19 protein-coding genes are annotated in these 23,356 nt (G+C 64.3%); 15 read left to right on the top strand and 4 right to left on the bottom strand.

From position 1 onward, the window contains the following. The first annotated feature begins 43 nt into the window (after positions 1-43). The 5 genes from EET67_RS16135 (at position 44) to EET67_RS16115 (ending at position 4,802) form a co-directional block, all read left to right on the top strand. Entirely contained in the window at positions 44-1,348 is a 1,305-nt protein-coding gene (locus EET67_RS16135) for an ABC transporter substrate-binding protein (protein WP_128627228.1), read from the top strand. 182 nt (positions 1,349-1,530) lie between these two features. Further along, a complete protein-coding gene (locus EET67_RS16130; RefSeq protein ID WP_128627227.1) occupies positions 1,531-2,412 on the top strand; it encodes a branched-chain amino acid ABC transporter permease in 882 nt (293 codons plus the stop codon). Beyond that, positions 2,409-3,374, top strand: coding sequence for a branched-chain amino acid ABC transporter permease (locus EET67_RS16125; protein WP_128627226.1), 966 nt, complete (start codon positions 2,409-2,411; stop codon positions 3,372-3,374). The genes EET67_RS16130 and EET67_RS16125 overlap by 4 nt, the downstream gene beginning before the upstream one ends. Beyond that, entirely contained in the window at positions 3,371-4,102 is a 732-nt protein-coding gene (locus EET67_RS16120) for an ABC transporter ATP-binding protein (protein WP_128627225.1), read from the top strand. Before EET67_RS16125 ends, EET67_RS16120 begins: the two co-directional genes overlap by 4 nt. After that, entirely contained in the window at positions 4,095-4,802 is a 708-nt protein-coding gene (locus EET67_RS16115) for an ABC transporter ATP-binding protein (protein ID WP_128627224.1), read from the top strand. The genes EET67_RS16120 and EET67_RS16115 overlap by 8 nt, the downstream gene beginning before the upstream one ends. Positions 4,803-4,815: 13 nt before the next feature. Here EET67_RS16115 and EET67_RS16110 read toward each other — a convergent pair whose 3' ends face one another. Then, positions 4,816-6,243: a sodium:proton antiporter gene (locus tag EET67_RS16110; protein WP_128627223.1), complete on the bottom strand. Its 1,428-nt coding sequence runs from the start codon at positions 6,241-6,243 to the stop codon at positions 4,816-4,818. 115 nt (positions 6,244-6,358) lie between these two features. Continuing rightward, positions 6,359-6,958, bottom strand: a complete 600-nt coding sequence (gene pncA / locus EET67_RS16105; RefSeq protein WP_128627335.1) for a bifunctional nicotinamidase/pyrazinamidase — start codon at positions 6,956-6,958, stop codon at positions 6,359-6,361. Between the two features lie 277 nt (positions 6,959-7,235). Between pncA and EET67_RS16100 the strand changes: the two genes are divergently transcribed. The 6 genes from EET67_RS16100 to EET67_RS16075 are packed head-to-tail and all read left to right on the top strand — an operon-like array spanning position 7,236 to position 14,321. Beyond that, positions 7,236-8,093: an FAD binding domain-containing protein gene (locus EET67_RS16100; RefSeq protein WP_128627222.1), complete on the top strand. Its 858-nt coding sequence runs from the start codon at positions 7,236-7,238 to the stop codon at positions 8,091-8,093. Then, positions 8,090-10,834 carry a molybdopterin-dependent oxidoreductase gene (locus tag EET67_RS16095; protein ID WP_128627221.1) on the top strand — a complete coding sequence of 915 codons (2,745 nt, stop codon included), beginning with the start codon at positions 8,090-8,092 and terminating at the stop codon, positions 10,832-10,834. Before EET67_RS16100 ends, EET67_RS16095 begins: the two co-directional genes overlap by 4 nt. Further along, positions 10,831-12,375 carry a 6-hydroxynicotinate reductase gene (locus tag EET67_RS16090; RefSeq protein ID WP_128627220.1) on the top strand — a complete coding sequence of 515 codons (1,545 nt, stop codon included), beginning with the start codon at positions 10,831-10,833 and terminating at the stop codon, positions 12,373-12,375. Before EET67_RS16095 ends, EET67_RS16090 begins: the two co-directional genes overlap by 4 nt. Beyond that, on the top strand, positions 12,372-13,283 hold the full coding sequence (locus tag EET67_RS16085) for a UPF0280 family protein (RefSeq protein WP_128627219.1): 912 nt from the start codon (positions 12,372-12,374) through the stop codon (positions 13,281-13,283). The genes EET67_RS16090 and EET67_RS16085 overlap by 4 nt, the downstream gene beginning before the upstream one ends. Next, on the top strand, positions 13,276-13,860 hold the full coding sequence (locus tag EET67_RS16080) for an amino acid synthesis family protein (RefSeq protein ID WP_128627218.1): 585 nt from the start codon (positions 13,276-13,278) through the stop codon (positions 13,858-13,860). The genes EET67_RS16085 and EET67_RS16080 overlap by 8 nt, the downstream gene beginning before the upstream one ends. Next, entirely contained in the window at positions 13,857-14,321 is a 465-nt protein-coding gene (locus tag EET67_RS16075) for a MarR family winged helix-turn-helix transcriptional regulator (RefSeq protein ID WP_128627217.1), read from the top strand. Before EET67_RS16080 ends, EET67_RS16075 begins: the two co-directional genes overlap by 4 nt. Before the next feature lie 42 nt (positions 14,322-14,363). On the opposite strand, the gene EET67_RS16070 is transcribed toward EET67_RS16075, so the two are convergent. After that, a complete protein-coding gene (locus EET67_RS16070) occupies positions 14,364-16,109 on the bottom strand; it encodes a hydantoinase B/oxoprolinase family protein (RefSeq protein ID WP_128627216.1) in 1,746 nt (581 codons plus the stop codon). After that, on the bottom strand, positions 16,106-18,172 hold the full coding sequence (locus tag EET67_RS16065) for a hydantoinase/oxoprolinase family protein (RefSeq protein WP_128627215.1): 2,067 nt from the start codon (positions 18,170-18,172) through the stop codon (positions 16,106-16,108). The genes EET67_RS16070 and EET67_RS16065 overlap by 4 nt, the downstream gene beginning before the upstream one ends. Positions 18,173-18,359: 187 nt before the next feature. On the opposite strand from EET67_RS16065, the gene EET67_RS16060 reads away from it, so the two are divergent. The 4 genes from EET67_RS16060 (at position 18,360) to EET67_RS16045 (ending at position 23,341) form a co-directional block, all read left to right on the top strand. After that, the gene (locus EET67_RS16060; RefSeq protein ID WP_128627214.1) at positions 18,360-19,187 is read left to right on the top strand and encodes a ferredoxin--NADP reductase; all 828 of its coding nucleotides are present in this window, start codon (positions 18,360-18,362) and stop codon (positions 19,185-19,187) included. A gap of 102 nt (positions 19,188-19,289) precedes the next feature. Further along, positions 19,290-19,577, top strand: a complete 288-nt coding sequence (locus tag EET67_RS16055) for a WYL domain-containing protein (protein WP_128627213.1) — start codon at positions 19,290-19,292, stop codon at positions 19,575-19,577. Between the two features lie 116 nt (positions 19,578-19,693). Next, positions 19,694-20,740 carry a deoxyribose-phosphate aldolase gene (gene deoC / locus EET67_RS16050; RefSeq protein WP_128627212.1) on the top strand — a complete coding sequence of 349 codons (1,047 nt, stop codon included), beginning with the start codon at positions 19,694-19,696 and terminating at the stop codon, positions 20,738-20,740. Between the two features lie 225 nt (positions 20,741-20,965). Further along, on the top strand, positions 20,966-23,341 hold the full coding sequence (locus EET67_RS16045) for an aldehyde dehydrogenase family protein (protein WP_128627211.1): 2,376 nt from the start codon (positions 20,966-20,968) through the stop codon (positions 23,339-23,341). The last annotated feature ends 15 nt before the right edge of the window (positions 23,342-23,356 follow it).

Below are 23,356 nucleotides of genomic sequence, written 5' to 3'. Positions count from 1 at the left end.
ATAACGAACCGACAACGCAACCGCCAGGACAAGGGGAGCCGGCATGACTGACACAATCTCCAACCCAGGCCCGGCGCGCCTGCGCCTCGATCGTCGTACCGTGCTGAAAGGCGTGGCCGCTTCGGCAGGCCTTGCCGCCGCGCCCGGTTTCGTGCGCTATTCGCAGGCGCAAAGCGCCGCCCCCATCAGAATAGGCTTCCAGTGCCACCGCACCGGGATCGGCGCCGCCTATGGCCGCTGGTATGAAAAGACGACCAATGCCGCCGTCAAGTTGATCAACGATGCCGGCGGCATCAATGGCCGCCCGGTGGAGATCATCGTCGAGGATGACGGCACCGACGCCAAGCGCGGCGCCGAAGTGGTCGCCAAATTCGCCAGCCAGCACAAGACCGATATCGTCTATGGCACGCTGTTCTCCCATGTCGTCACCGGATCGGCCCCGACGGCAGGCGAGTTGAAGATCCCCTATTATGTGGTCAGCGAGGGCTATCACGTCGCCTCCGGCAAGATGAACCGCTATTGCCTCCAGCCGGGCATCACCGATGTGCGCAGCCAGGTTACCTCGGTCGCTCCCTGGATCGCCGCCAATGCCGGCAAGAAGGTCACGATGATCTTCCCCGATTACGCTTTCGGCTACGACCATCGCGACTATCTGCCGCCGGCCTTGAAAGCGCAGGGTGCCGAGGTCATCGCCCAGATCGCGATCCCACCCACGGAGAGCTCGTTTACCCGCTATTTTCCGCAGATTCCGGCTGAGACCGAAGTCATCTATCACGTCATGGTCGGGCCGGCGGTGCTTACCTTCGTCAAGGAACTCGGCGAGTTCTACGGCTCCAACCGGCCACAGCTTTTCGGCTTCATCGACTCGCTCGAAGCCGTCGACATCAACAGCCCCGGCCTGGAATTCCTCGACGGCAGCCATTTCTGGGAAGGCTCGCCGCGCTATGCCCAGCCGAATGATTCAGACGCGCAGAAGGTCTATCGCGCTGCCGTCGGCATCGACGACAACGGTGCCGCCGTAGGTGATCCCAAGGACGTCTCAACCGCCGCCCATATGTTCGGCTGCTGGGAAACGCTCTATGTCATCAAGAAGGCGATGGAGGACAGCGGCTACAAGGGTCCTGAAGATCGCGCCAAGCTGATCGAGGCGACCGAGGCGCTGACCGAATTCAAGGAAGGCAATGAGCATCCTCAGGGCGACAAGGTCTTCAACGGCAAGAACCACCAGTGCTATGGCCACCAGAACATTTCCAAACTCGAAGGCGGCAAGCTGAATGTCGTGCACCGCACCTCGATCGAGGACGGGCACTACGAGGTCGAAGCCGACTACACGACGCAGCCGCTGTGAGCAGCTACGAAACGCCGTCGACGTTTTTTGCCGCCCCTCATCTGCCTGCCGGCGTCTTCTCCCCGCAAGCGGGGGGAAGATGGATGGCCGCAACGTCAACATCGCCCTCGCCCCGTTTACGGGGAGAGGGTAAGCGTGAAGGGCGGCGCAGAGTCTGCCGGCGTGACACGAAGACATTCTGAATGGCTTTCGGACCGCATCTCCTGCTGGCCACGCTCGAAGGCCTCGTCACCAGCGCCGTGCTGGCGCTGATGGCGCTGGGCCTGTCGCTGGTGTTCGGCGTCATGCGCGTGGTCAATGTCGCCCATGGCGAGTTCTTCATGTTGGGCGCGGTGCTTGCCTGGTGGATTGCCTCGCTGGTCAGCGGCCATCCGGCCATCGGCTTCCTGGCCGCACTGGCGATCAGCCCGCTCATCGTCGGCGCGGTGGCCTTTGCCGCCGACCGGCTGGTGCTGCGGCGACTGAACTATGAGCCCGAGGCGACCATCGTCGCCACGATCGGCCTGCTCTACATCATCCAGCAGTTGGCGCTGACCTTCTATGGCCCGCAGGCGCGCCCCGTCGATGCGCCCTTCACCTATCGCATCCTGTTCCCGTGGTTCGGCTATTCCGGTTACAAGCTTTCGATAATCGCCACTTCGGCGTTGCTGCTAATTTTCACCTGGTTCGTGCTCACCCGCACGCGCATCGGCCTCGTCATGCGTGCTACCCAATATGACCGCGAGACGGCGCAGGCCTTCGGCATTCCGGTCGGGCGCGTCTATGCCGGCGTCTTCGCGCTCGGCGCGATGCTGGCGGCCATCGCTGCTGTGCTCATCGTACCCATCACCCAGGCGCATTATCTCATGGGCCTCAACCCGCTGCTGTTGTCCTTCATCGTCGTCATCATCGGCGGGCTCGGCTCGCTGCGCGGCACGGTGGTGGCCGCCCTGCTGATCGGCGTATCGGACGGCGTCATCTCCGCCTTCTTCTCGCCGACGCTTGCCAAGATCATCGCCACGCTGGCGGTTGCCATGGTGCTGGTGTTCCGGCCGCAGGGTCTGTTCGGGTCGGCCGCAAAATGAGGAGTTCCGCCCTTCCTCCTCGAATCCTCGTCCTGCACGCGGGTGTGGTCGCGCTGCTGTTTGCGCTGAATTTCGTCCTGCCGGAATATCATCACGCCGTGCTTGCCCGCGTGATGCTGCTTTCCGTCTTCGCCATGGGCTACAACATCCTGTTCGGCTATACCGGGCTGCTCAGCCTCGGCCACGCCATGTTCTTTGCCGCCGGCCTCTATGGCGCCGGCCTCAGCGTCTACCATCTCGGCTGGAGCATTCCCGCCGGGCTTGCAGCCGGCATTGCCTGTGGGGCTGCCCTATCCACCGCCATCGGGCTTCTGGCACTGCGCACCACCGGTGTCGCCTTCATGATCGTCACCATGATGTTCGCGCAGGTATTCTATCTGCTGACCTTCTACTTCGCCGAATGGACCGGCGGCGACGATGGCATCGTGCTTAGCCAGGAGATACGCCGCTTCTTTGTCGGCGATTTCTATCTCAACCTCACCGACCCGACGACGCGCTACCTGCTGGCGCTGGCGATATTCGCGATCGTGCTTTTCGCCACGCTTATTGCCGTGCGCTCCTCCTTCGGCCGGGTGCTGGTGGCGATCCGCGAAAACGAGGACCGTGCGCGCATGCTTGGCTACGACACCTTCGCCAACAAGCTAGCCGCGGTCGTGCTGTCGGGCACGATCTGCGCCACGGCAGGCGCCGCCTATGCCTTGCTCTTCGGCTATGCCGGCTCAACCTTTGCCGGCGTACAATATTCGATCCTGCCCCTGCTCTGGGTGCTGCTCGGCGGTGCCGCCACCACGCTCGGCCCGTTCATCGGCACGCTGTTCATGTATTATGTCATCGACATCACTTCGAGCTACACCTCGGCCTATCTGCTCATCGTCGGCATCGCACTCATCCTGCTCGTGCTTTTCTTCCCGAAAGGCATACTGGGCACCATACGCGCGCGCTGGGCAGGGTGGCTGCCATGACGCCGCTCCTGACCACGCGCGGGCTCACGAAAGCCTATGACGGACTGCGCGCGGTGGATGGCGTCGATTTCTCGCTGGCGACCGGCGAAATCCGCGCCATCATCGGGCCCAACGGCGCCGGCAAGACCACCTTTGTCAGCCTGGTATGCGGCCGGGTTCCGCCGACCTCCGGCACCATCGTCTTCGACGGCGAGGACATCACCCATATGCCCGCGCATCTGCGGGTCCGACGCGGTATTGCCTATACGTTCCAGATCACCAGCGTCTTTCCCAATCTCAGCGCCTACGACAATGTCGCGCTGCCGGCGCAGCGCACCTTGGAAGATGGCCGTGCCAAAACCCACCTGCACGCGGCGATCATGAGCGCCTTGGAGCACACCGGCCTTGCCGACCGCGCCAACATACAAGCCGGTGCTCTCTCTTACGGCCATCAGCGCCTGCTGGAAGTGGCGATGGGTCTCGCGCTCAAGCCGCGCCTGCTCATTCTCGACGAGCCGACGCAGGGGCTCTCAGACAGCGAGATCGACGGCTTCATGGGGCTGGTGCGCGACATTGCCAGTTCCGCCACCGTGCTTCTGATCGAGCACAATATGGATGTCGTCATGGAGCTTGCCCGGCGCATCACCGTCATGAATGCCGGCAAGATCCTGGCCGAAGGCATGCCGGAGGAAATCCGCGCCGATGAGGCCGTCCAGCGCGCCTATCTTGGGACCGAAAACCATGGCTGACGTGCTCGCCATCGCCGGGGTCGACTGCTTCTATGGCGAAGTGCAGGTGCTGCACGGGCTTGGCCTTACCCTGAAACAGGGCGAAGTGCATTGCCTGCTCGGCCGCAACGGCGCCGGCAAGACGACGACCTTGAAGGCGATCATGGGGCTGGTTCCCGCCCGCGCCGGCTCGATCCGGCTCGGCGGCACCGAACTGACGGTGCTGCCGGCCCATGAGGTGCCGAAAGCCGGCGTCGCCTATGTGCCGCAGGGCCGGCGGCTGTTTGCCGAAATGACCGTCGCCGAGAACATCGAGATCGGCCTGATGACCCGGAGGAAGGGGCAAGCGACAAGGGAAAGGGTGCTGGAACTGTTCCCGGTGCTGCGCGAGCGGTTCAGGCAGCGCTCCGGCACGCTGTCGGGCGGCGAGCAGCAGATGCTTGCCATGGCGCGCGCCCTTTGCCTTGAGCCGGAGGTGCTTTTGCTAGACGAGCCGACCGAAGGGCTGATGCCCTCGATGATCGCACGTATCCGCGAGACGGTGGCAAGCCTACGCTCGACCGGCGTCTCCACCATACTGGTCGAACAGCGGGTCGATGCGGTGCTGTCACTTGCCGACCGCGTCACCTTCATCGAGAACGGCCGCAGCCGCGAAACCGTCGAAGTCGAACGGCTGCGCGGCGACCCGTCGCTGATCAAGCGCTATGTCGGCGTCGGCTGACCGGCCTTCAGCCTCAGAAGAACACGAGGCTGACCAGCACAAAGGTCGGGATCAGCACAATGCCCGACCAGGCCATGTAGCCGAAGAAGCTCGGCATGCGGATGCCCTGGTTCTTGGCGATTGCATAGACCATGAAGTTGGGCGCATTACCGATATAGGTATTGGCACCCATGAACACGGCACCGGCCGAGATGGCCACCAGCGTGGAAGCCAGCGTCGTCATCAGCTCCTGCGGATTGCCGCCCGCCAGTTCGAAGAAGACGAGATAGGTCGGCGCATTGTCGAGGAAGGACGAGAGTAGGCCGGTCATCCAGAAATAGGCGAGGTCGTTGGGCTCACCGGAAGGCAGAGTCACCATTTCCACCAGCGGTGAGAAGGCGCCTTCCATTCCGGCGCGCAGGATCGCCACCACCGGCACGATGCAGATGAAGATGCCGGCAAATATCTTGGCGACCTCCTTGATCGGCTCCCAGGCAAAGCCGTTGGCCGAGCGATATTCCTTGCGGGTCACCACCAGCGAGATCAGTGCCAGCGCTACGATAATGCCGTCGCGCACGAGGTTCTGCAGCTCGACTTCGACACCCTGTACCGAAAAGGAAATTCCGGGTTTCCAGGCAGCCGACATGAGGATGGCGCCGATCACGCCGGCCAGCAGCGGCAGATTGGCCAGACCGCGGATACGCACCTTCGAATCCGGCGTCGGATCCTTGATCTTCGGCATGCCGCCCTCGCGCAGATGCAGGACAACATCCAGCACGACGAAGGCCGCCAGCACGATACCGCCGACCAGCAGCGTCTCCTTGAAGATATGCGTCGTCGTCCAGAAGAACTCGACGCCGCGCAGGAAACCGACGAATAGCGGCGGGTCGCCCAGCGGCGTCAGCGAGCCGCCGATATTGGAGACAAGGAAGATGAAGAAGACAATGACATGCGCATTGAAGGGACGATTGTCATTGGCGCGGATGATCGGCCGGATCATGATCATCGAGGCACCGGTCGTTCCCACCACCGAGGCCATCAGCGCACCGATGACCAGGAGCGACGCATTGACCAGCGGCGTGCCATGGATGTTTCCGGCCACCAATATGCCGCCGGCAATGGTGAACAGCGCAAACAGCAGGATGATGAAGGACATATATTCCAGCAGAACCGCATGCAGCACGGCCTCGGCGGAAACCGGCAGGCCATAGAAAAAGGCCATCGGCACCACTGCCAATGCCGACCACGCAGCGGTGATCTTGCCGTAATGATGCTCCCACAGATGCGGATAAAACAGCGGCCCGGTTGCGATCGACAGGAGCAGGCCGATGAAGGGAAGCGCCCACCACAGCGACATCGTCGCACCCGGCAACCCATGTTCTTCCGCCGCCAGCGCAAGGCTTGTCGTCCCCAGAAGCACGGCACCGGCAAGGCCCGCCGCCGCAGCGTTTGATGGCCGCATGAAATTATCCCCCTTACATCACGTGTCTGTCGGAGCATGATCGTTCCCGAAAATCGGCTGCCCGCTTTTCGGGATCATGCTTTGATGGAAATTCCTGTCTCTGGATCGATCTGCCTCAGGCGAGCGTCACGCCCGCCGCTTTCATTTGGCCGATCATCCGGTCCAGCGACCCGGCAAGGTCAATGCCGCGACAGGCATCAAGCCGCACGGTCACATTGAAGCCTTGCGCGACCGCATCGAGCGCCGAATAGGCGACGCAGAAATCTGTTGCCAGACCGGCGAGCGTGAGCCGACCGATGCCGCGCTCGCGCAAATAGCCCGCCAGCCCTGTCGGCGTCGTGCGGTCGTTCTCGAAGAAGGCCGAATAGCTGTCGATCTTGCGGTGATAACCCTTGCGCAGCACCAGTTCGGCCTTCGCCCATTTCAGCGCCGGATGAAACGCCGCGCCGCCTGAGCCCTGGATGCAATGGTCGGGCCACAGCGTCTGTTCGCCATAGGGCATGGCGATCGTCTCGAAGGGCTGTTTTCCGGGATGCCTGGAGGCAAAGCTCGAATGGTCGGCCGGATGCCAGTCCTGCGTCAGGATCACATGCTCGAAACGGCCGATCATCTCGTTGATCAGCGGCACGATCTGGTCGCCACCCGCAACGGCGAGACTGCCGCCGGGACAAAAATCGTTCTGTACATCTATGACGATCAGCGCCTCGTCGGCCATGTAACCACCACCCGTCATTTTTGAAGCCGGAAAGTCGTCCAGAAGGCCTCCCACGTCAACCGCCAATCGGCCAAAAACGGCCTGTTATGGCCGCAATCCGACAGGAAACGGCGCCTTGAATTCCCCCAAGGCACTGGTATCATTTGTGTACGAATGAATTTGGCGGTCGCCACCAAGCGCGCATGTGCTCACCCGCACAGGCAAAGAACGCGCAAAGTGGTTGCTTCGAGCGGATTTGCCGCGACCTGCCGAATTCGTCGCGACCGGGAGGCAGTGCGTGATCCGTTACGCAAAACCCACCTCGATCGAAGCGGCGCTTGCGCTGCTCGGCGAGGGGTCGTGGCGGATTCTGGCGGGCGGCACCGATTTCTACCCGGCGCTGGGCAACCGGCCACCGCGCGAAGACATATTGGACATCAACGGCCTTGGCGAACTTCGCGGCATCGCCGAAACGCCTGACCAAGTCATCATAGGCGCGCGCACCACCTGGACCGATCTCATCTGCCATGACCTGCCCGCCGCCTTCGACGGACTGAAGCTTGCCGCGCGCGAAGTCGGCTCGGTGCAGATCCAGAACATGGCCTCGATCGCCGGCAATCTGTGCAATGCCTCGCCGGCGGCGGATGGGGTGCCGCCGTTGCTCACCCTCGATGCGGCGGTAGAGATCCGCTCAACGGCATCGTCCCGCTTTCTGCCGCTCGACCGCTTCATCCTCGGCAATCGGCGCACCGCATTGCAGCCGGGCGAAATGGTCACCGCAATCCGCATCCCCAAGCCGTCAACTGCCGGCACTTCCGCCTTCTTCAAGCTCGGCGCGCGCCGCTATCTGGTCATATCCATCGCCATGGCCGCGGCCCGCCTTGTCATCGCGGATGGTATCGTCAAACAGGCCGCCATCGCGGTGGGCTCCTGCTCGGCGGTCGCGAAGCGCCTTACCGGCGTCGAAACCGCGCTGCGCGGCATCGCTGTAGCCGACATCGCCACGGCAATCGCGACAGCCGAACTGAGCGAGCTCGCACCGATCGACGATGTCCGTGCCAGCGCCGGCTACAGGCGCGAAGCGGCGCGCGAGATCGTCACACGGGCCGTGCTGGCCGCCGCCGATCCACCCAGCGCCAATGCGGTGGCGGCATGAGCGCGCGCGGCGAAATCGTCTTCACCGTCAACGGCAGCGCCGTCACCGTCAGTGCCGCACCGGTCCAGCGCCTGTCCTCGGTGCTGCGCGACGAATTGCGGCTCACCGGCACCAAGGTCGGCTGCGATGCCGGCGATTGCGGCGCCTGCACCGTGCTGCTCGATGGCGAGCCGGTCTGCGCCTGCCTCGTGCCCGCCGCTTCCGTCGCGGGCGCGCATGTGCGCACGGTCGAGGGCCTTGGCAATGGCAGACTCTCGGCGCTGCAAGCCTCGTTCCTGCGGCACGGCGCAGCCCAATGCGGCATCTGCACGCCGGGCATGCTGATGGCGGCAACCGCGCTGCTGGAGCGCAATCCGCACCCGGCCGAAGACGAGGTCAGGGACGCGCTCGGCGGCGTGTTGTGCCGCTGCACCGGCTATCGCAAGATTATCGCTGCGGTGATGGATAGTGCTCGCCCCGGCAGCGGACTCGATCTCGGCCTGCCCCCCGCCGGCCATGCCGTCGGTGCCTCGCCGATCCGGCTTGACGGTATTGCCAAAATCAACGGCACCGAAAAATTCGGCGGCGACAGCTTCCCGGCCGATGCGCTTGCCTTGGCCGTCATCCGCTCGCCGCATCACCATGCGCGCTTTGCCTTCGGCGATCTGGAGGCGTATCAGGCCGAACATCCCGGCATCGTCGACATCTACACCGCAGCGGATATTCCGGGCGAAAATCGCTTCGGCGTCATTCCGCCCTTTGCCGACCAACCGGCGCTTGCAGAAGGCAGTACGCGCTTTCGCGGTGAGGCGGTGGCGGTGATTGCCGGCGAGCCAGACGCCATCGCATCTCTCGATCTTTCCGCCTTCCCGATCGCCTGGACTGAACTGCCCGCATTGCTGGACACCGAGACCGCACAGACCGGCGATGCCGCGCTGCTGCATGCCGGCCGACCCGGAAACCTGCTCACCCAGGGTTTCGTCGAGCACGGCGATCCTGAAGCCGCGCTTGCCGCAGCCGCCCATATCGTTTCGGATATGATCGAAACTTCATATGTCGAGCATGCCTATATCGAGCCGGAGGCGGGCTTTGCCCATATGGATGGCGATACGCTGGTCGTCACTGCCTGCACGCAGGCGCCCTATATGGACCGCGCCGACACCGCCCGCCTGCTTGGCCTGCCACCTGAAAAGGTCCGCATCGTGCCGACCGCGACCGGCGGCGGCTTCGGCTCCAAGCTCGATCTCTCGGTGCAGCCGCTGGTCGGACTGGTGGCGCTGAAGACCGGCCGCCCGGCGGCGCTCTGCTTCACTCGTGACGAATCCATGACATCGACCACCAAGCGCCATCCCGCCGCGATGCGGGCGACCATCGGCGCCGACGCGCAGGGCCGGATTTGCGGCATGGTCTTTTCCGGCGATTTCGACACCGGCGCCTATGCAAGCTGGGGCCCGACGGTGGCGAACCGCGTGCCGGTGCATGCGTCAGGGCCCTATGTGACGCCAAATTACCGGGCGCTTGGCCGTGCTATCCACACCAACGGACCGATCTCCGGCGCGTTTCGTGGCTTCGGCGTGCCGCAAGCCACCATCTGCCAGGAGACGCTTTACGACGCGCTCGCCATAAAGGCCGGCATCGACCGGCTCGAATTCCGGCTGAAGAATGCGCTTCGGAACGGCTCCGAAACGGTTACGGGACAACTGCTTGAGGAAGGTGTCGGCATCGCCGATTGCCTGGAGGCGCTCAAGCCGCACTGGCAACGCGCGCTCGCCGATGCCGGGCGCTTCGATGCCGAAAACGGGCACATGAAACGCGGGGTCGGCGTGGCCTCCTGCTGGTATGGCTGCGGCAACACCTCGCTGCCCAATCCCTCGACCATCAAGCTCGGCATCTCGCCCGAGGGACAAGTCGTGCTACATCAGGGTGCTGTCGATATCGGCCAGGGCTCCAATACGGTGATTGCCCAGATCGCCGCCGATGCGCTCGGCGTGCCCCTGACCCTGATCGCTCTGAGGAGCGCCGATACGGCAATCACGCCGGATGCCGGCAAGACGTCCGCTTCGCGCCAGACCTTCGTTTCCGGCAAGGCGGCCGAGAAGGCGGCGAAAAGCCTGCGTGAAAAAATACTCCGCTTCGCCAATGTCTCCGATCATGCCGCGCTGAGCCTTGAAGGTTGCCTGCTCATCATCCGCGAGGGCGACGCTACCCGCCGCATCGGCCTTTCCGCTCTAACCCCCGATGCCGATGGTCTCGTCTTCACCGCCGAGGAAACTTACGATCCGCCGACGGCGCCGCTCGACGCGAAGGGCCAGGGCACGCCCTATGCCGTGTTCGGCTATGGCGCGCAAATTGCCGAACTGGAAGTCGATCTCAAGCTCGGCACGGTGAAGCTCGTCAAGATCACCGCCGCGCATGATGTCGGCCGCGCGATCAATCCCCTGTTGGCACAAGGCCAGATCGAAGGCGGCATCGCGCAAGGCATCGGCATGGCGCTGATGGAGGAATATATCCCCGGCCGCACCGAGAACCTGCACGACTACCTCATTCCCACCATCGGCGACGTTCCACCGATCGAAACCATCCTGATAGAAGTTCCGGACCCGGAAGGACCCTTCGGTGCCAAAGGGTTGGGCGAGCATGTGCTGATCCCGACCGCGCCCGCCATCCTCAACGCGATCCGCCATGCCACCGGCGTTCCGGTCACGAAAATCCCGGCAACGCCATCGCGCATCCGCGCCGCGATAAGGGAGGCGGGACGATGAGCGAGATATCCGAACGCTTCGAGACGCATGATCCCGGCGCCAAACAGGTCGGCGAAAAGCTCCGCTGCGACGCCTGCCCGGTCATGTGCTACATCGCCGAAGGCCGCACCGGAGCCTGCGACCGCTATGGCAATGTAGATGGCAGGATCGTGAGGCTCGATCCGGTGACGATCCTCGAATACCACACCGAAACCGGCGGCAGTTCCGTCCCATTTGCCGGAGAGGGCGAGGCCTGGAGCGGAGAACTGGTCAATACCGGCCGCCGCTTCGTTTCCGCCATCGGCGCCGGCACCACCTACCCCGACTACAAACCCGCGCCCTTCATCGTCAGCCAGGAGGTCGCGGGCGTCGATCTCGTCACCGTGGTGACGGAGGGTATATTTTCCTATTGCGGCGCCAAAATGAAGATCGACACAGACCGTTTCCTGGGGCCCGAAACCGCCACCGTGCGTGCCGAAGGCGAAGCGGTCGGCCATGTCACCACCGGCGAATATGGCTCGCAGATGCTGTCGCTGGGCGGCGTCAATCATCTGACAGGCGGTTCCAAAGCGGAGGGCCACGTCACCTGCGCCACACTGCTTGCGCTGTGCAACAAGCAGAAGGTGGAACTGTCGATCGACGGTGGTGCCAGTGTCGTCGTCCAGGCCGGCAACGCGCCCATCATCGACGGCGTGACGGAAAAGCGCATGCGCGTCGGCTGCGGCTCGGCCGCCATCGGCATGTTTGCCACACAATGGCGCGGCCTGGTGGACGAGGTGGTGGTGGTCGACGACCACATCACCGGCGTTGTTTCCGAGCACCAGGCCGGCAAGGTGCTCGGCTGGCAGGACACCGGCATCAAGGTGATCGGCCACCGCTCCACGCCCGGTCGCTATTTCAAGGTCTCCGAGCCCGGGCTTGGCTGGGGCGGCACGACGATCTCCGACCCGTTGTCGATCCTCGGCGAGTGGAACCCGAAAAAGGGCGCACACCCCGGCCTGTCGCTGCTGATGGTTTCCACCACAGGCGAGCAATTCGCCTATTTCGAACTCGATGACGACCTGCGACCGGTGGAAAAACCTTTTCCTGAACGGCTGCGCAAATCCGTCGACCTGATCGAGCAGAATTGCGAGCCGGCGCTGTGCACGGTGCTGTTCGTCGGCGGTGCAGGCGGATCGCTGCGAGCCGGTGTGGTGGAGAACCCGGTCAATCTCACCCGCTCCGTCCATGGGCTCCAGACCTATGTCACCGTTGGCGGTGCGCCCGTCTATGTCTGGCCGGGCGGCGGCATCACGCTGATGGTCGATGTCAGCCGCGTGCCCGACAACGCCTTCGGCTATGTACCGACACCGGCGCTGGTGGCGCCACTCGAATTCACGCTGCGCCGCGACGATTATCTCCGGCTTGGCGGCTATGCCGACGAAATCCGCACGATCGAGGATGTGGAGGCTGGCGGCGGCGCCTATTTCAATCGGCACGAACGCCGCCTTGCCCCCGGCGACAACCCATGGCCGCCGCTGCATGGCCTGCGTCTCTCCGACCCTGGAGGGCACGGCAAATGACCGGCCCGCAGATCGCATGGCTGGCCGACGGCAGGCGCCTCCACCTCAATCATGGGCCGATCGACCTCATTATCGAAGCGTTTGGTGAGGAAGCCGAACGCCGCGCCGCCTATGAACAGGCGATAGCGCGTTTCGACACGGTGCTGACGGGACTGGTGGAGGAACTTGCCGAGTTGCGCCGCCCGGCCACCGCCACGACGCGCGCCTTCCATGGGGTGATAGCACAGCGCATGGAACGTGCCGTCTGCCGCCATGCGCCCGCATTCATCACGCCGATGGCGGCGGTCGCAGGCGCGGTGGCCGATGAGATGCTCGCCGCCATGTGCACCGGCCGGCGACTTGAAAAAGCCTATGTCAATGATGGCGGTGACATTGCCATTCATCTTGCCGAGGGCGCTGTCATGAAAGCTGCCATTGCCGGCACCGGTCATGGATTTGCCGACCGCATCATGATCGGCTTCGCCGACCCGGTGCGCGGCATCGCCACCAGCGGCTGGCGCGGCCGCAGCTATTCGCTCGGCATTGCCGACGCCGTCACCGTGCTGGCGAAAACGGCGGCGGAAGCTGACGCCGCCGCAACGCTGATCGCCAATGCGGTCGACTTGCCCGGTCATCCAACCGTGCGGCGTGTGCCCGCCTGTGACCTCGCCCCGGACAGCGACCTCGGCGACAGGCCGGTCACCGTCGATGTCGGCCCGCTCAAACCCGGCGAGATCGCCTCCGCACTCGGTAGCGGGTTCGCCCTTGCCGAGGAATTTTGGCGGCGTGGCCTGATCGAGGCGGCCGCGCTGTTTCTGGGTGGTGATATGCGATTCTTCGGCACGGTTGCGCTCGACGATACCCCCCTCAAAAGGTCTCGGCCTATCACCGCGCACACAGAGATTTCCAAGGAGTTGCCCAATGCCTAGATTCCCCATCCGCAAAATCGCGGTATTGACCGAAGAGATCATCCACGATGGCGGTCCGGCCCCGGCCACGCCGCGCCGGCGTGCCGCAGCGCTTGCGGTGGTGAAGAACCCCTTCGCCGGGCGCCATGAAGCCGATCTCGAAAGCGCCATGGAGGATTTGAAGCCGCTCGGCCTGATGCTCACAGACCGGCTGATTGCGGCTCTGGGCGACGACATCAAGGCGATCGACGGTTACGGCAAGGGTGCAATCGTCGGAACCGCCGGCGAGTTGGAGCATGGCGCACTGTGGCATGTGCCGGGGGGTTATGCCATGCGCGAGCGACTGGGCGAAGCCAAGGCGATCGTGCCTTCAGCCAAGAAGGTCGGGGCCTTCGGCGCGCGCATCGACGTGCCGCTCGGCCATATCAACGCCGCCTATGTGCGCAGCCATTTCGACGCGATGGAGGTGGGGCTGAGCGACGGACCGCGCGCGGACGAGATCGTGTTCTGTCTCGCAATGGCCTGCGGCCCGCGCATCCATAACCGCATGGGCGGCCTGAAGGCGGAAGACATCAAGGCCTGGGACGGGTTGCGGTGACCGGCGAAGACAATATCCTCAAGCTTGTCGATGCTGAGGAGTCGGAATCGGGAGAATATCACCTCCAGGATCAGGTCGGCTTCATCCTGCGGCGCGCGCAGCAGCGCCACGTCGCCATTTTCTCCTCCTACATCAGCGACCTGACGCCGCCGCAATTTGCGGCACTCGCCAAGCTGCGCGATGTCGGCGGCGACACCTCGCAGAACCAGCTTGGCGCGCTGGTCGCCATGGATGCCGCAACCGTCAAGGGCGTCATCGACCGGCTGCGGGCGCGCGGGCTGGTGGAGCTTTCCCGCCATGACGGGGACAGGCGCCGCCTGCTGGTCAGCCTGACAGTCGAAGGCCGCCGCACGGTCGATGCGCTGATCCCGCTCGCCACACGCATCACCGAGGAGACGCTGTCGCCGCTGTCGCCCAAGGAGGTGGCCACATTCCTCAAGCTGCTCGCCAGGCTGGCATAGACGCGCGCCGCCGTTTTCTCGCACCGGCGGTATATCCGTTCGTCACTTTCCGCCAGCCCGCCGTGTCGCCGTCGCCGCTCCATCCACCGCACCGGCCTCATCCAACACCACGCCGAACAGTTCCGCCGCCTGTTCGCACGTGTAGTAGCCGAGGCTTACATCGTTCATCACCAGCGCCGGGTCGCGGCGGAGCGGATCGCCATAGCCGCCGCCGCCCGGTGTGCCGACCGCAACCCGGTCGCCCGCCTTCAGCGCAATGTCCTGTTCCTTGGAAAGATGCGGCGGCACATGCGCCTGCCCGTCCCGGTACACCGTCACGGTGTTGACCGCGCCATCCCTGCCGCCGCGCACGCCCTGTGGCCCGACCCGGCCGTGATCCATGACGAAGGAGGCGCGCGCCTCGCCCCGCAACAGTTCCACCTCATAGGCAAGGCCGAAGCCGCCGCGCCTTTCACCTGCCCCACCAGAACCCTCGCGCAACGCATAGTGCCGGTAAAGCACCGGATAGGCCTGTTCCATGATTTCCACCGGCGGCGATTTCGAGATGCCGATGGTCGAGCAGCCATTGGACAGCCCGTCATGGCCGGCATTGCCGCCATAGCCGCCGCCCGAAATCTGGTACATGACATAATCGCGGCCGCGCGCCGGGTCGTGACCGCCGAGCGCAAAATTGCCGCTGGAGCCGGCAGGAGCAGCCGTCACCCTGTCCGGTAGAGCCTGCACGAGTGCGGCGAACACGGCCTCGGCGATGCGCTGCGACACCTCCGCCGCGCAGCCCGACACCGGCCGCGGATAGCGCGCGTCGAGGAAGGTCCCTTCCGGCCGCTTCACCAGCAGAGGCTCGAAGGCGCCGGCGCTCATCGGCACGTCAGGGAAGATATGGCGCATGGCCAGATAGACCGAGGACAGCGTGGTGGCGAGCACGCTGTTCATCGGGCCGGCACAGGGCGGGCTCGAACCGGCAAAGTCGAAAGTGAGCGTATCGCCGACCTTCTCCACCGCAAACGCGATGGTCAGCGGCAGGTCAACCACGCCGTCCGAATCGACGAAGGCCTTGGCGCGGTAGGTCCCGTCCGGAATGGCGGCGATATGAGCGCGCATTTGGGCGGCCGCACGCTTGCGCAATTCGGCAATGGCCGCAAGCACCGTTTCGTCACCGTAACGGTCGAGGACGGCGCATAGACGCTCCTCGCCGACGCGCAGTGCTGCCGCCTGCGCGGAGATGTCACCGATGCGCTGGTCGGCGACGCGGATATTCGAACAGATGATTGCATAGATTTCCGGGTCGAGCTTTCCGCCCTTGAACAGTTTCACCGGCGGCAACCGTAGCCCCTCCTGCTCGACAGCCGTCGCCGAGGCCGAAAAGCCGCCCGGCACCGCGCCGCCAATATCGGGCCAATGGCCGGTGTTGGACAGCCAGCAGAAGATTTTTCCGCCGCGCCAGACCGGCATGGCGAAGCGCACATCCATCAGATGCGTGCCGCCCAGATAGGGATCGTTGACGATGTAGATGTCGCCCTCCAGCGGCGACTGGCAGCGCCCGTCGCGGATCATCTCGATTATGGTGGCGGTCGAATGCTGCATGACGCCAACGAAGACCGGCAGGCCCTGCGACCCTTGCGCGATCAGCGACCCATCCTCGGCCGAATAAATACCGTCGGAGCGGTCATTGGCCTCCGAGATCACCGGCGAGAAGGCGGCGCGGCTGAAGGTCAGGTCCATCTCGTCGCAGGTCTGCTGCAGCGCCGCCTGGATGACCGAAAGCGTGATGGCGTCGAGGGCGGTCATGCGCCCACCTCGATGATGATATTGCCATCGCCGTCCAGCCGCGCGTGATCGCCCGGTTCCAGAACCGTGGTTGCATCCATCTGCTCGATGATCGCTGGCCCCTGCAACTCGGCATCCAGCGGAAGCCGTTCACGTCGATAGACCGGCGTGTCATGCCAGGTGCCGTCGAACCATACCGGCCGCCGCTCGCGCAGAGCCTCGGCAAGCGTCGCTGCCCTCCCGGCCGGGTCTATCAGGATCGACAGGTCGATCTGCGGCCGCAACCCGGTGACCGACGTGTTGAGATTGACCAGATTGGCGCGAATTTCCGGAAGCTGCACCTTGAAGCGAGCGAAATAGGCCTTCTCGAACAGTTCCTGCAGCATGGCGCGGCTCACATCGGCCGAAGGCAGCGGCACGTTGATGATATGGGTCTGGCCGACGAACTGCATATCGGCCGAATGCGTCACCCTGATCGCGTCCGGCTGTACGGATTCCTTGGTGATCAATTCCTCGCCCTGAAGACGGTGCCGCTCCAGCACGGCCCGCATCTTTTCCTCGTCTAGCAGCGCCACCGGCTGGTTGATCGTATTGACGAAATCATGGCGCAGGTCGGCCACCACGCAGCCGAGCGCATTGGTGATGCCCGGACGGGCCGGCACCAGCACCTTGGGCAAGCCAAGCTCGCGGGCAAGGGCCGTCGCATGCAGCGGCCCCGCGCCACCGAAGGCAAACAGCACGAAATCGCGCGGGTCGTTGCCGCGCGCCACCGAAACCATGCGGACAGCACCCGCCATCTTCATATTGCCCAGCTTCAGCACCGCGCCCGCCGCCCCGACCCCGTCAAGTCCGGCCGCGCCGCCGATCTTCCGGGCAAAGATGTCGCGCACGACATCGACGCTCACCGGCCGGTCGACCGAAAGCAGCCGGCGCGGATCGAGCCGGCCCAGCACCAGATTGGCGTCGGTCAGCGTCGGCTCGGCACCGCCGCGCCCGTAGCAGATCGGACCAGGATCGGCGCCCGCGCTTTGCGGCCCGACCTGGATCAGGCCGGAGGCATCCACCCTGGCAATCGAGCCGCCGCCGGCCCCGATCGTATGCACCGCGATCATCGGCACATGGATCGGCATGGCATATTCGATCTCGATCTCGTTGGAGACCGCCGGTTCGGCGCCGCGCACGAGCGCGACATCGGTGGAAGTGCCGCCCATGTCATAGGTGACGAGATTGCCGTAGCCGGCGCGCCGCCCGGTATAGGCGGCAGCAATCACGCCCGAGGCCGGGCCGGACATCACCGTCTTGGCGGATTCGCGGGTGACATTGCCGGCCGAGATCATGCCGCCATTGCCATTCATGATCAGGAATTCGCGGCGATAGCCACGCGTTTGCAACTCGCCGCGCAGCCGGCTGATATAGCGCTCCAGGATCGGCTGTACCGCGGCATTCACCGAAGCCGTAACGCCGCGCTCGAACTCGCGCGCCTCCGAAAGCAGCCGGTGACCGACGGTGATGTAGTCGTTCGGCCAGAGTTCGGCGACTATCTCGGCCGCACGCTCTTCATGCGTCGGATTGGCGTAGGAATGCAGGAAATGGATCACCAGCGCCTCGCAGCCGGCTGCAAGCAGAAGGCGAACTGCCTGGCGCAATTCTTCCTCGTCCAGCGGCGTGCGCACCGCGCCTGAGGCCTCGACGCGTTCGGCCACTTCCAACCTGAGGTCGCGCGGAATGACGGGAGTGAAACCACCGGTCATGCCATAGGCCTGCGGCCGCGTGCGCCGGCCAAGTTCGATCACGTCGCGAAAACCCCGGGTGGTGATCATGCCGGTTTTCGCCAGCCGCCGCTCCAGCACGGCGTTGGTGGTGGTGGTCGTGCCATGCACGATGAGATCGATCGCCTCGACCGGGAAACCGCATTCGGACAGCGCCGCCACGACGCCGAAAGCCTGGTTGTCGGGGGTGGTCAGCGTCTTGGCAACACGCACGCCGCCCGTGTCCGCATCGAACAGCAACAGGTCGGTGAAGGTGCCGCCGACATCGATCCCGGCGACCACGCCGCCTGCCCTTGCCGAAACAGTCTCAGCCATGCGCCGTTTCCGAAATGCAGCGCACCCGCGCGTGTCCCATCGTTATCTTGACGCAAAGATCGTTTGTATACTAATCAATCGCCCACGCAAGAGTTTACCATTTTGGGCAATCCGGCAGCACGCCGAACCGCAAGGTCCTGGCGAAGCAGGATGATTTGCCGCTTCAACGCATGAAAGGTCCGGCTGGATGAATTCCCTGGCAGCGGCTGATCCGACCGGCGCCAAGCCGCTCGATTTCCCGATTCCGGCCAATGTCCATGCGCAGACCGTCGTCTCGGTGAAGCACTACACCGACCGGCTGTTCTCGTTTCGCATCACACGGCCGCAATCGCTGCGCTTCCGCTCGGGCGAATTCGTCATGATCGGCTTGCCCAATGCCGAAAAGCCGGTGTTTCGTGCCTATTCCATTGCCAGCCCGAACTGGGACGAGGAACTGGAATTCTTCTCCATCAAGGTGCCGGACGGCCCGCTCACCTCGCATCTGCAGAAGATCGAGCCCGGCGACATCGTGCTGATGCGCCCCAAGGCGACCGGCACGCTGGTGATCGATGCACTGACGCTGGCAAAGCGGCTGGTGATGATCTCCACCGGCACCGGCATCGCGCCCTTCGCCAGCCTGCTGCGCGATCCCGATACCTATGAGAAATTCGACCAGCTCATCCTCACCCACACCTGCCGCGACACCGCCGAGTTGCGCTATGGCCGCGAGCTTTTCGCGCAGCTTGCCGATGACCCGCTGATCGGCGAACTGACGCATGGCCGCGTCCGCCTCTATAACAGCACCACGCGCGAGGCCTCCGGGCGCATGGGCCGCATCACCGCGCTCATCGAATCCGGCTCGTTCTACACCGATCTCGGCATCGACAAGCTCGATCCCGCCACCGACCGCATCATGATCTGCGGCTCGATGCATATGTTGCGCGACGTGCGTGCGCTGGCCGAAGGGCTGGGTTTCGTTGAAGGCTCGCTCAGCAATCCCGGCAGCTTCTTGGTCGAACGCGCCTTCGTCGGCTGACCGCCGAACCCGAAAAGCGGTTGTCTTCCTGCCGTCCTTCTCCATTTTTCCTTGGGGAGGCGCTATGATCGGCGCCAGGATCATTGTGACCGGGAACGACCAATGTCCATCAAGCAAGCGCTCAGCGAGGCGATCGGCCAGCGCCGGCTCGTGTCCTTCATTTACAAATCCGCCCCGCGCATGGCCGAGCCCTATATTCTCGGCTACGACGAAAAGGGCGCGCTGACGCTGTCGGCCTTCCAGGTGAGCGGCGGCAGCGGCGCCGGCTTCCGCACCTTTCCGGTCGAGGGCATGTCCTTCGTGACCATAACGGAGCGCGGCTTTGACGGCATACGCCCCGAATACAACCCCCGCGACCGTTATTTTTCGCATATCGTCTGCCAAGTGTAGAGCCGGGCCGGCACGATCAATCATCTTGCCTTGATGCCGCGCCCCGTTCAAAGATGGCATGAGGCAGGCTTCGAGCCGGATAACCTATCGGGCGCTCGGTTGGGAAAGGCAGGCAGATGAGCAAGGCCATCGCGGATGTGAAACCGGGCTCCCCCGTGGCGGCCCTGCCGGTGCGGCTGGCAGCCAACACTGCGTCAACAGAGCCCGGACTTGCCCGCAATCCCGGCATGAAGCTCGATCTCGGCTTCCTGGAATCGCTGCGCAACGTCAATCGCAGCGCGCTTGAACGGCGCGCGGCGACGCTGGCCAAGCGCCGCTCGATCAAGGCCGACAACCAAGCCGCCTGGCTGCTCAGGGCACTTTCCTGCATGGACCTGACCACGCTCAACAGCAACGACACGGATGAGCGCGTGCGCCGGCTGTGCGCCAAGGCGCTCAATCCGCTACGCAAGGACATTGCCGCGGGTCTTGGCCTTGGCGAAACAGTGATCCGCCCCGCCGCGGTCTGCGTCTACCATCCCTTCGTCGCCACGGCGGTCGAGGCGCTGCATGGGTCCCGCGTCCATGTCGCCGCGGTCTCGACCTCTTTTCCGCACGGGCTCGCACCGCTTGAGACCCGCATCCGCGAGATCGAATTGTCGGTCGCAGCCGGCGCCGATGAGATCGATGTCGTCATTCCGCGCGGGCTGGTCTTCGAGGCAAGGTGGCCGCAACTCTATGACGAGATCGTTGCCTTCCGAGCCGCCTGTGGGGAAGCACATCTGAAGGTGATCCTCGGCACCGGCGATCTGGCCACGCTGCGCAATGTCATGCTGGCGGCCATGGTGGCGATGATGGGCGGCGCCGATTTCGTCAAGACGTCCACCGGCAAGGAAAGCGTCAACGCCACCCTGCCGGTCGGGCTTGCCATGGTGCGCGCCATCCGCGCCTATTTCGAGCAGACCGGCCAGATGATCGGCTTCAAGCCGGCCGGCGGCATTTCGACGGCGAAATCCGCGCTCGACTGGCTGATCCTGATGAAGGAGGAACTCGGCCGGCCCTGGCTGGAGCCGGAGCTGTTCCGCTTCGGCGCCTCCAGCCTGCTCACCGACATCGAGCGCCAGCTCGAGCACCATGTCAGCGGCGGCCGCTACTCCGCCAACCATCGCCATGCAATGGCGTAGGTTCGGAGAGCTTTTGCTTTCGATGTCGCGTCCCTTCACGCCCCCTCTGCCCTGCCGGGCATCTCCCCCACAAGGGGGGAGATTAGCCTTCACCTACGTCTGCGCACCACTTTTGGGAGGTAGAGTACGAAGGGCAACATGAGCGTAATCTCCCCCCTTGTGGGGGAGATGCCCGGCAGGGCAGAGGGGGGCAACGTAGAGCGCGATCCTGCGAGGAGAAATACAATGAACATTCTCGAACGCTATGCGGCGATGGATTACGACGCAGCACCCGAAGCGCGCAACGAGGCCGATGCCTGGGTTGCCGGGCGCGATTTCTCCACATCGCTGTTCATCGGCGGCGCGTGGCGCGCGGCGGCAAGCGGGGCGACCTTCGCCACGCATGAGCCGGCGACTGGAAAACTTCTGGCCAGCGTTTCGGATGCGAGTACAGCCGACATCGACGCGGCGGTTTCCGCTGCCGCCAAGGCATTACCGAAATGGCGCGCCCGCTCCGGCTATGAGCGGGCCAAGGTGCTTTATGCCATCGGCCGTGCCATGCAGCGTCACCAGCGCCTTTTCGCGGTGCTGGAATCGATCGACAATGGCAAGCCGATCCGCGAAAGCCGCGATATCGACGTGCCGCTGGCGATTCGGCATTTCATCCATCACGCCGGCTGGGCGCAGGCGCTGACAAGGGAGTTTCCCGACCGCAAGCCGGTGGGCGTCGTCGGGCAGATCATCCCCTGGAACTTCCCGCTGCTGATGCTGGCCTGGAAGATCGCGCCCGCACTTGCCGCCGGCTGCACATTGGTGCTGAAGCCCGCCGAATATACGCCGCTGACAGCAATCCTGTTTGCAGAGGTCTGCCAAAGGGCGGGCGTGCCCAAGGGTGTGGTCAATATCGTTCCCGGCGGCCCTGCCGCGGGCGAGGCAATCGTCAACCATCCGGGCGTGCAGAAAATCGCCTTCACGGGTTCCTCGGAAGTCGGCAAGATCATCCGCAAGGCGACCGCCGGGACGGGCAAGAAGCTGTCGCTGGAACTTGGCGGCAAGTCGGCCTTCCTGGTGTTCGAGGATGCCGATCTCGACAGCGCGGTCGAGGGCCTGGTCGACGGCATCTGGTTCAACCAGGGCCAGGTGTGCTGCGCCGGGTCGCGGCTGCTCGCGCAGGAAAGCGTGGCCGAAGCTTTCTTCGCCAAGGTCAAGACCCGCATGAGCCGGCTGCGCGTCGGCAATCCGCTCGACAAAAACACCGATATCGGGCCGCTGGTCAACCGGGTGCAGCTGGAGCGCGTACGTGGCATGGTGGCCGAAGGCGCGAGCCAGGGCGCCGAATGCTGGCAACCCGATTGCGCCTTGCCGGCTTCAGGCCATTTCTACCCGCCGACGCTGGCAACCTCCGTTGCGCCGGCTAACATCCTGGCGCAGGAAGAGGTGTTCGGCCCGGTCCTTGCCGCCATGAGCTTCCGCTCGACCGAGGAAGCGATCGAGCTTGCCAATAATACCCGCTACGGGCTTGCCGCCTCCGTGTGGAGCGAAAACGTCAACCTTGCTCTTCACGTCGCCCCGCAACTGAAGGCCGGCGTGGTGTGGATCAACGGCACCAACATGCTCGACGCCGCCTGCGGCTTCGGTGGCTTCCGTGAAAGTGGCTTTGGCCGCGAGGGCGGGCGCGAAGGCATGCTGGAATATCTGGTCGAAGACCTGCCGCTTGGCGCGACGATCAAGCCGACGAGCAGACCGAAAATTGCTGGCGACGGCGACACTGAAAGCCCGGCCATCGACCGCACGGCCAAGCTGTTCATCGGCGGCAAGCAGGTGCGGCCGGACGGCAATTATTCGCTTGCCGTCGCCGATGCCAAGGCCCGGCTTGCAGGCGAGGTCGGTCTGGGCAACCGCAAGGACATTCGCGATGCGGTCGCGGCAGCCCGCAAGGGCACTGCCTGGAGCGAAGCGACCGGCTACAACCGCTCGCAGGTGCTCTATTATCTTGCCGAGAATTTGGCGGCGCGCGCGGACGAATTCACCCGGCGGCTGGCGCGTCTGACCGGCAGCAACGCCAAGGCGGCGGCTGAGGAGGTGGAACTTTCCATCGAGCGGCTGTTCTACTTTGCCGGCATGGCCGACAAATATGAGGGCCGCGTGCATGCCCCGCCTTCGCGCACCGTGACGCTGGCATTGAACGAACCGGTCGGCGTGCTGGGCATTGTTTGTGGCGACGACGCCCCGCTGCTTGGGCTGATCTCGCTTTGCGCACCGGCGCTTGCCATGGGCAATCGCGTGGTGCTGGTGCCGTCGGAACGCCATCCGCTGCTGGCGACCGATCTCTATCAGGTTATCGAAACCTCCGACCTGCCGGCCGGCGCCATCAACATCGTCACCGGCAAATCCGCCGAACTGGCCGCCGTTCTAGCCAGGCATGATGACGTCGACGGCTTGTGGTGCGTGGCCGATGCCGACAGCTGCAAGCAGGCGGAAGCGGAATCGGCCGGCAATCTCAAGCGGGTCTGGACCAGCGGCGGGCGCAAGGTCGATTGGCGCTCCGATCTCGTCGCCGGCGATACATTCCTGCGCCGCGCCGTCGAGATCAAGAATGTCTGGGTGCCTTACGGGGATTGATACAAGACCGGCTTT

It is taken from the genome of Borborobacter arsenicus (genome assembly GCF_003934165.1).
GTDB classification, from domain to species: domain Bacteria; phylum Pseudomonadota; class Alphaproteobacteria; order Rhizobiales; family Rhizobiaceae; genus Pseudaminobacter; species Pseudaminobacter arsenicus.
The sequence above is the reverse complement of the archived record's forward strand: the minus strand, read 5'-3'. Positions and strand labels throughout refer to the sequence as shown.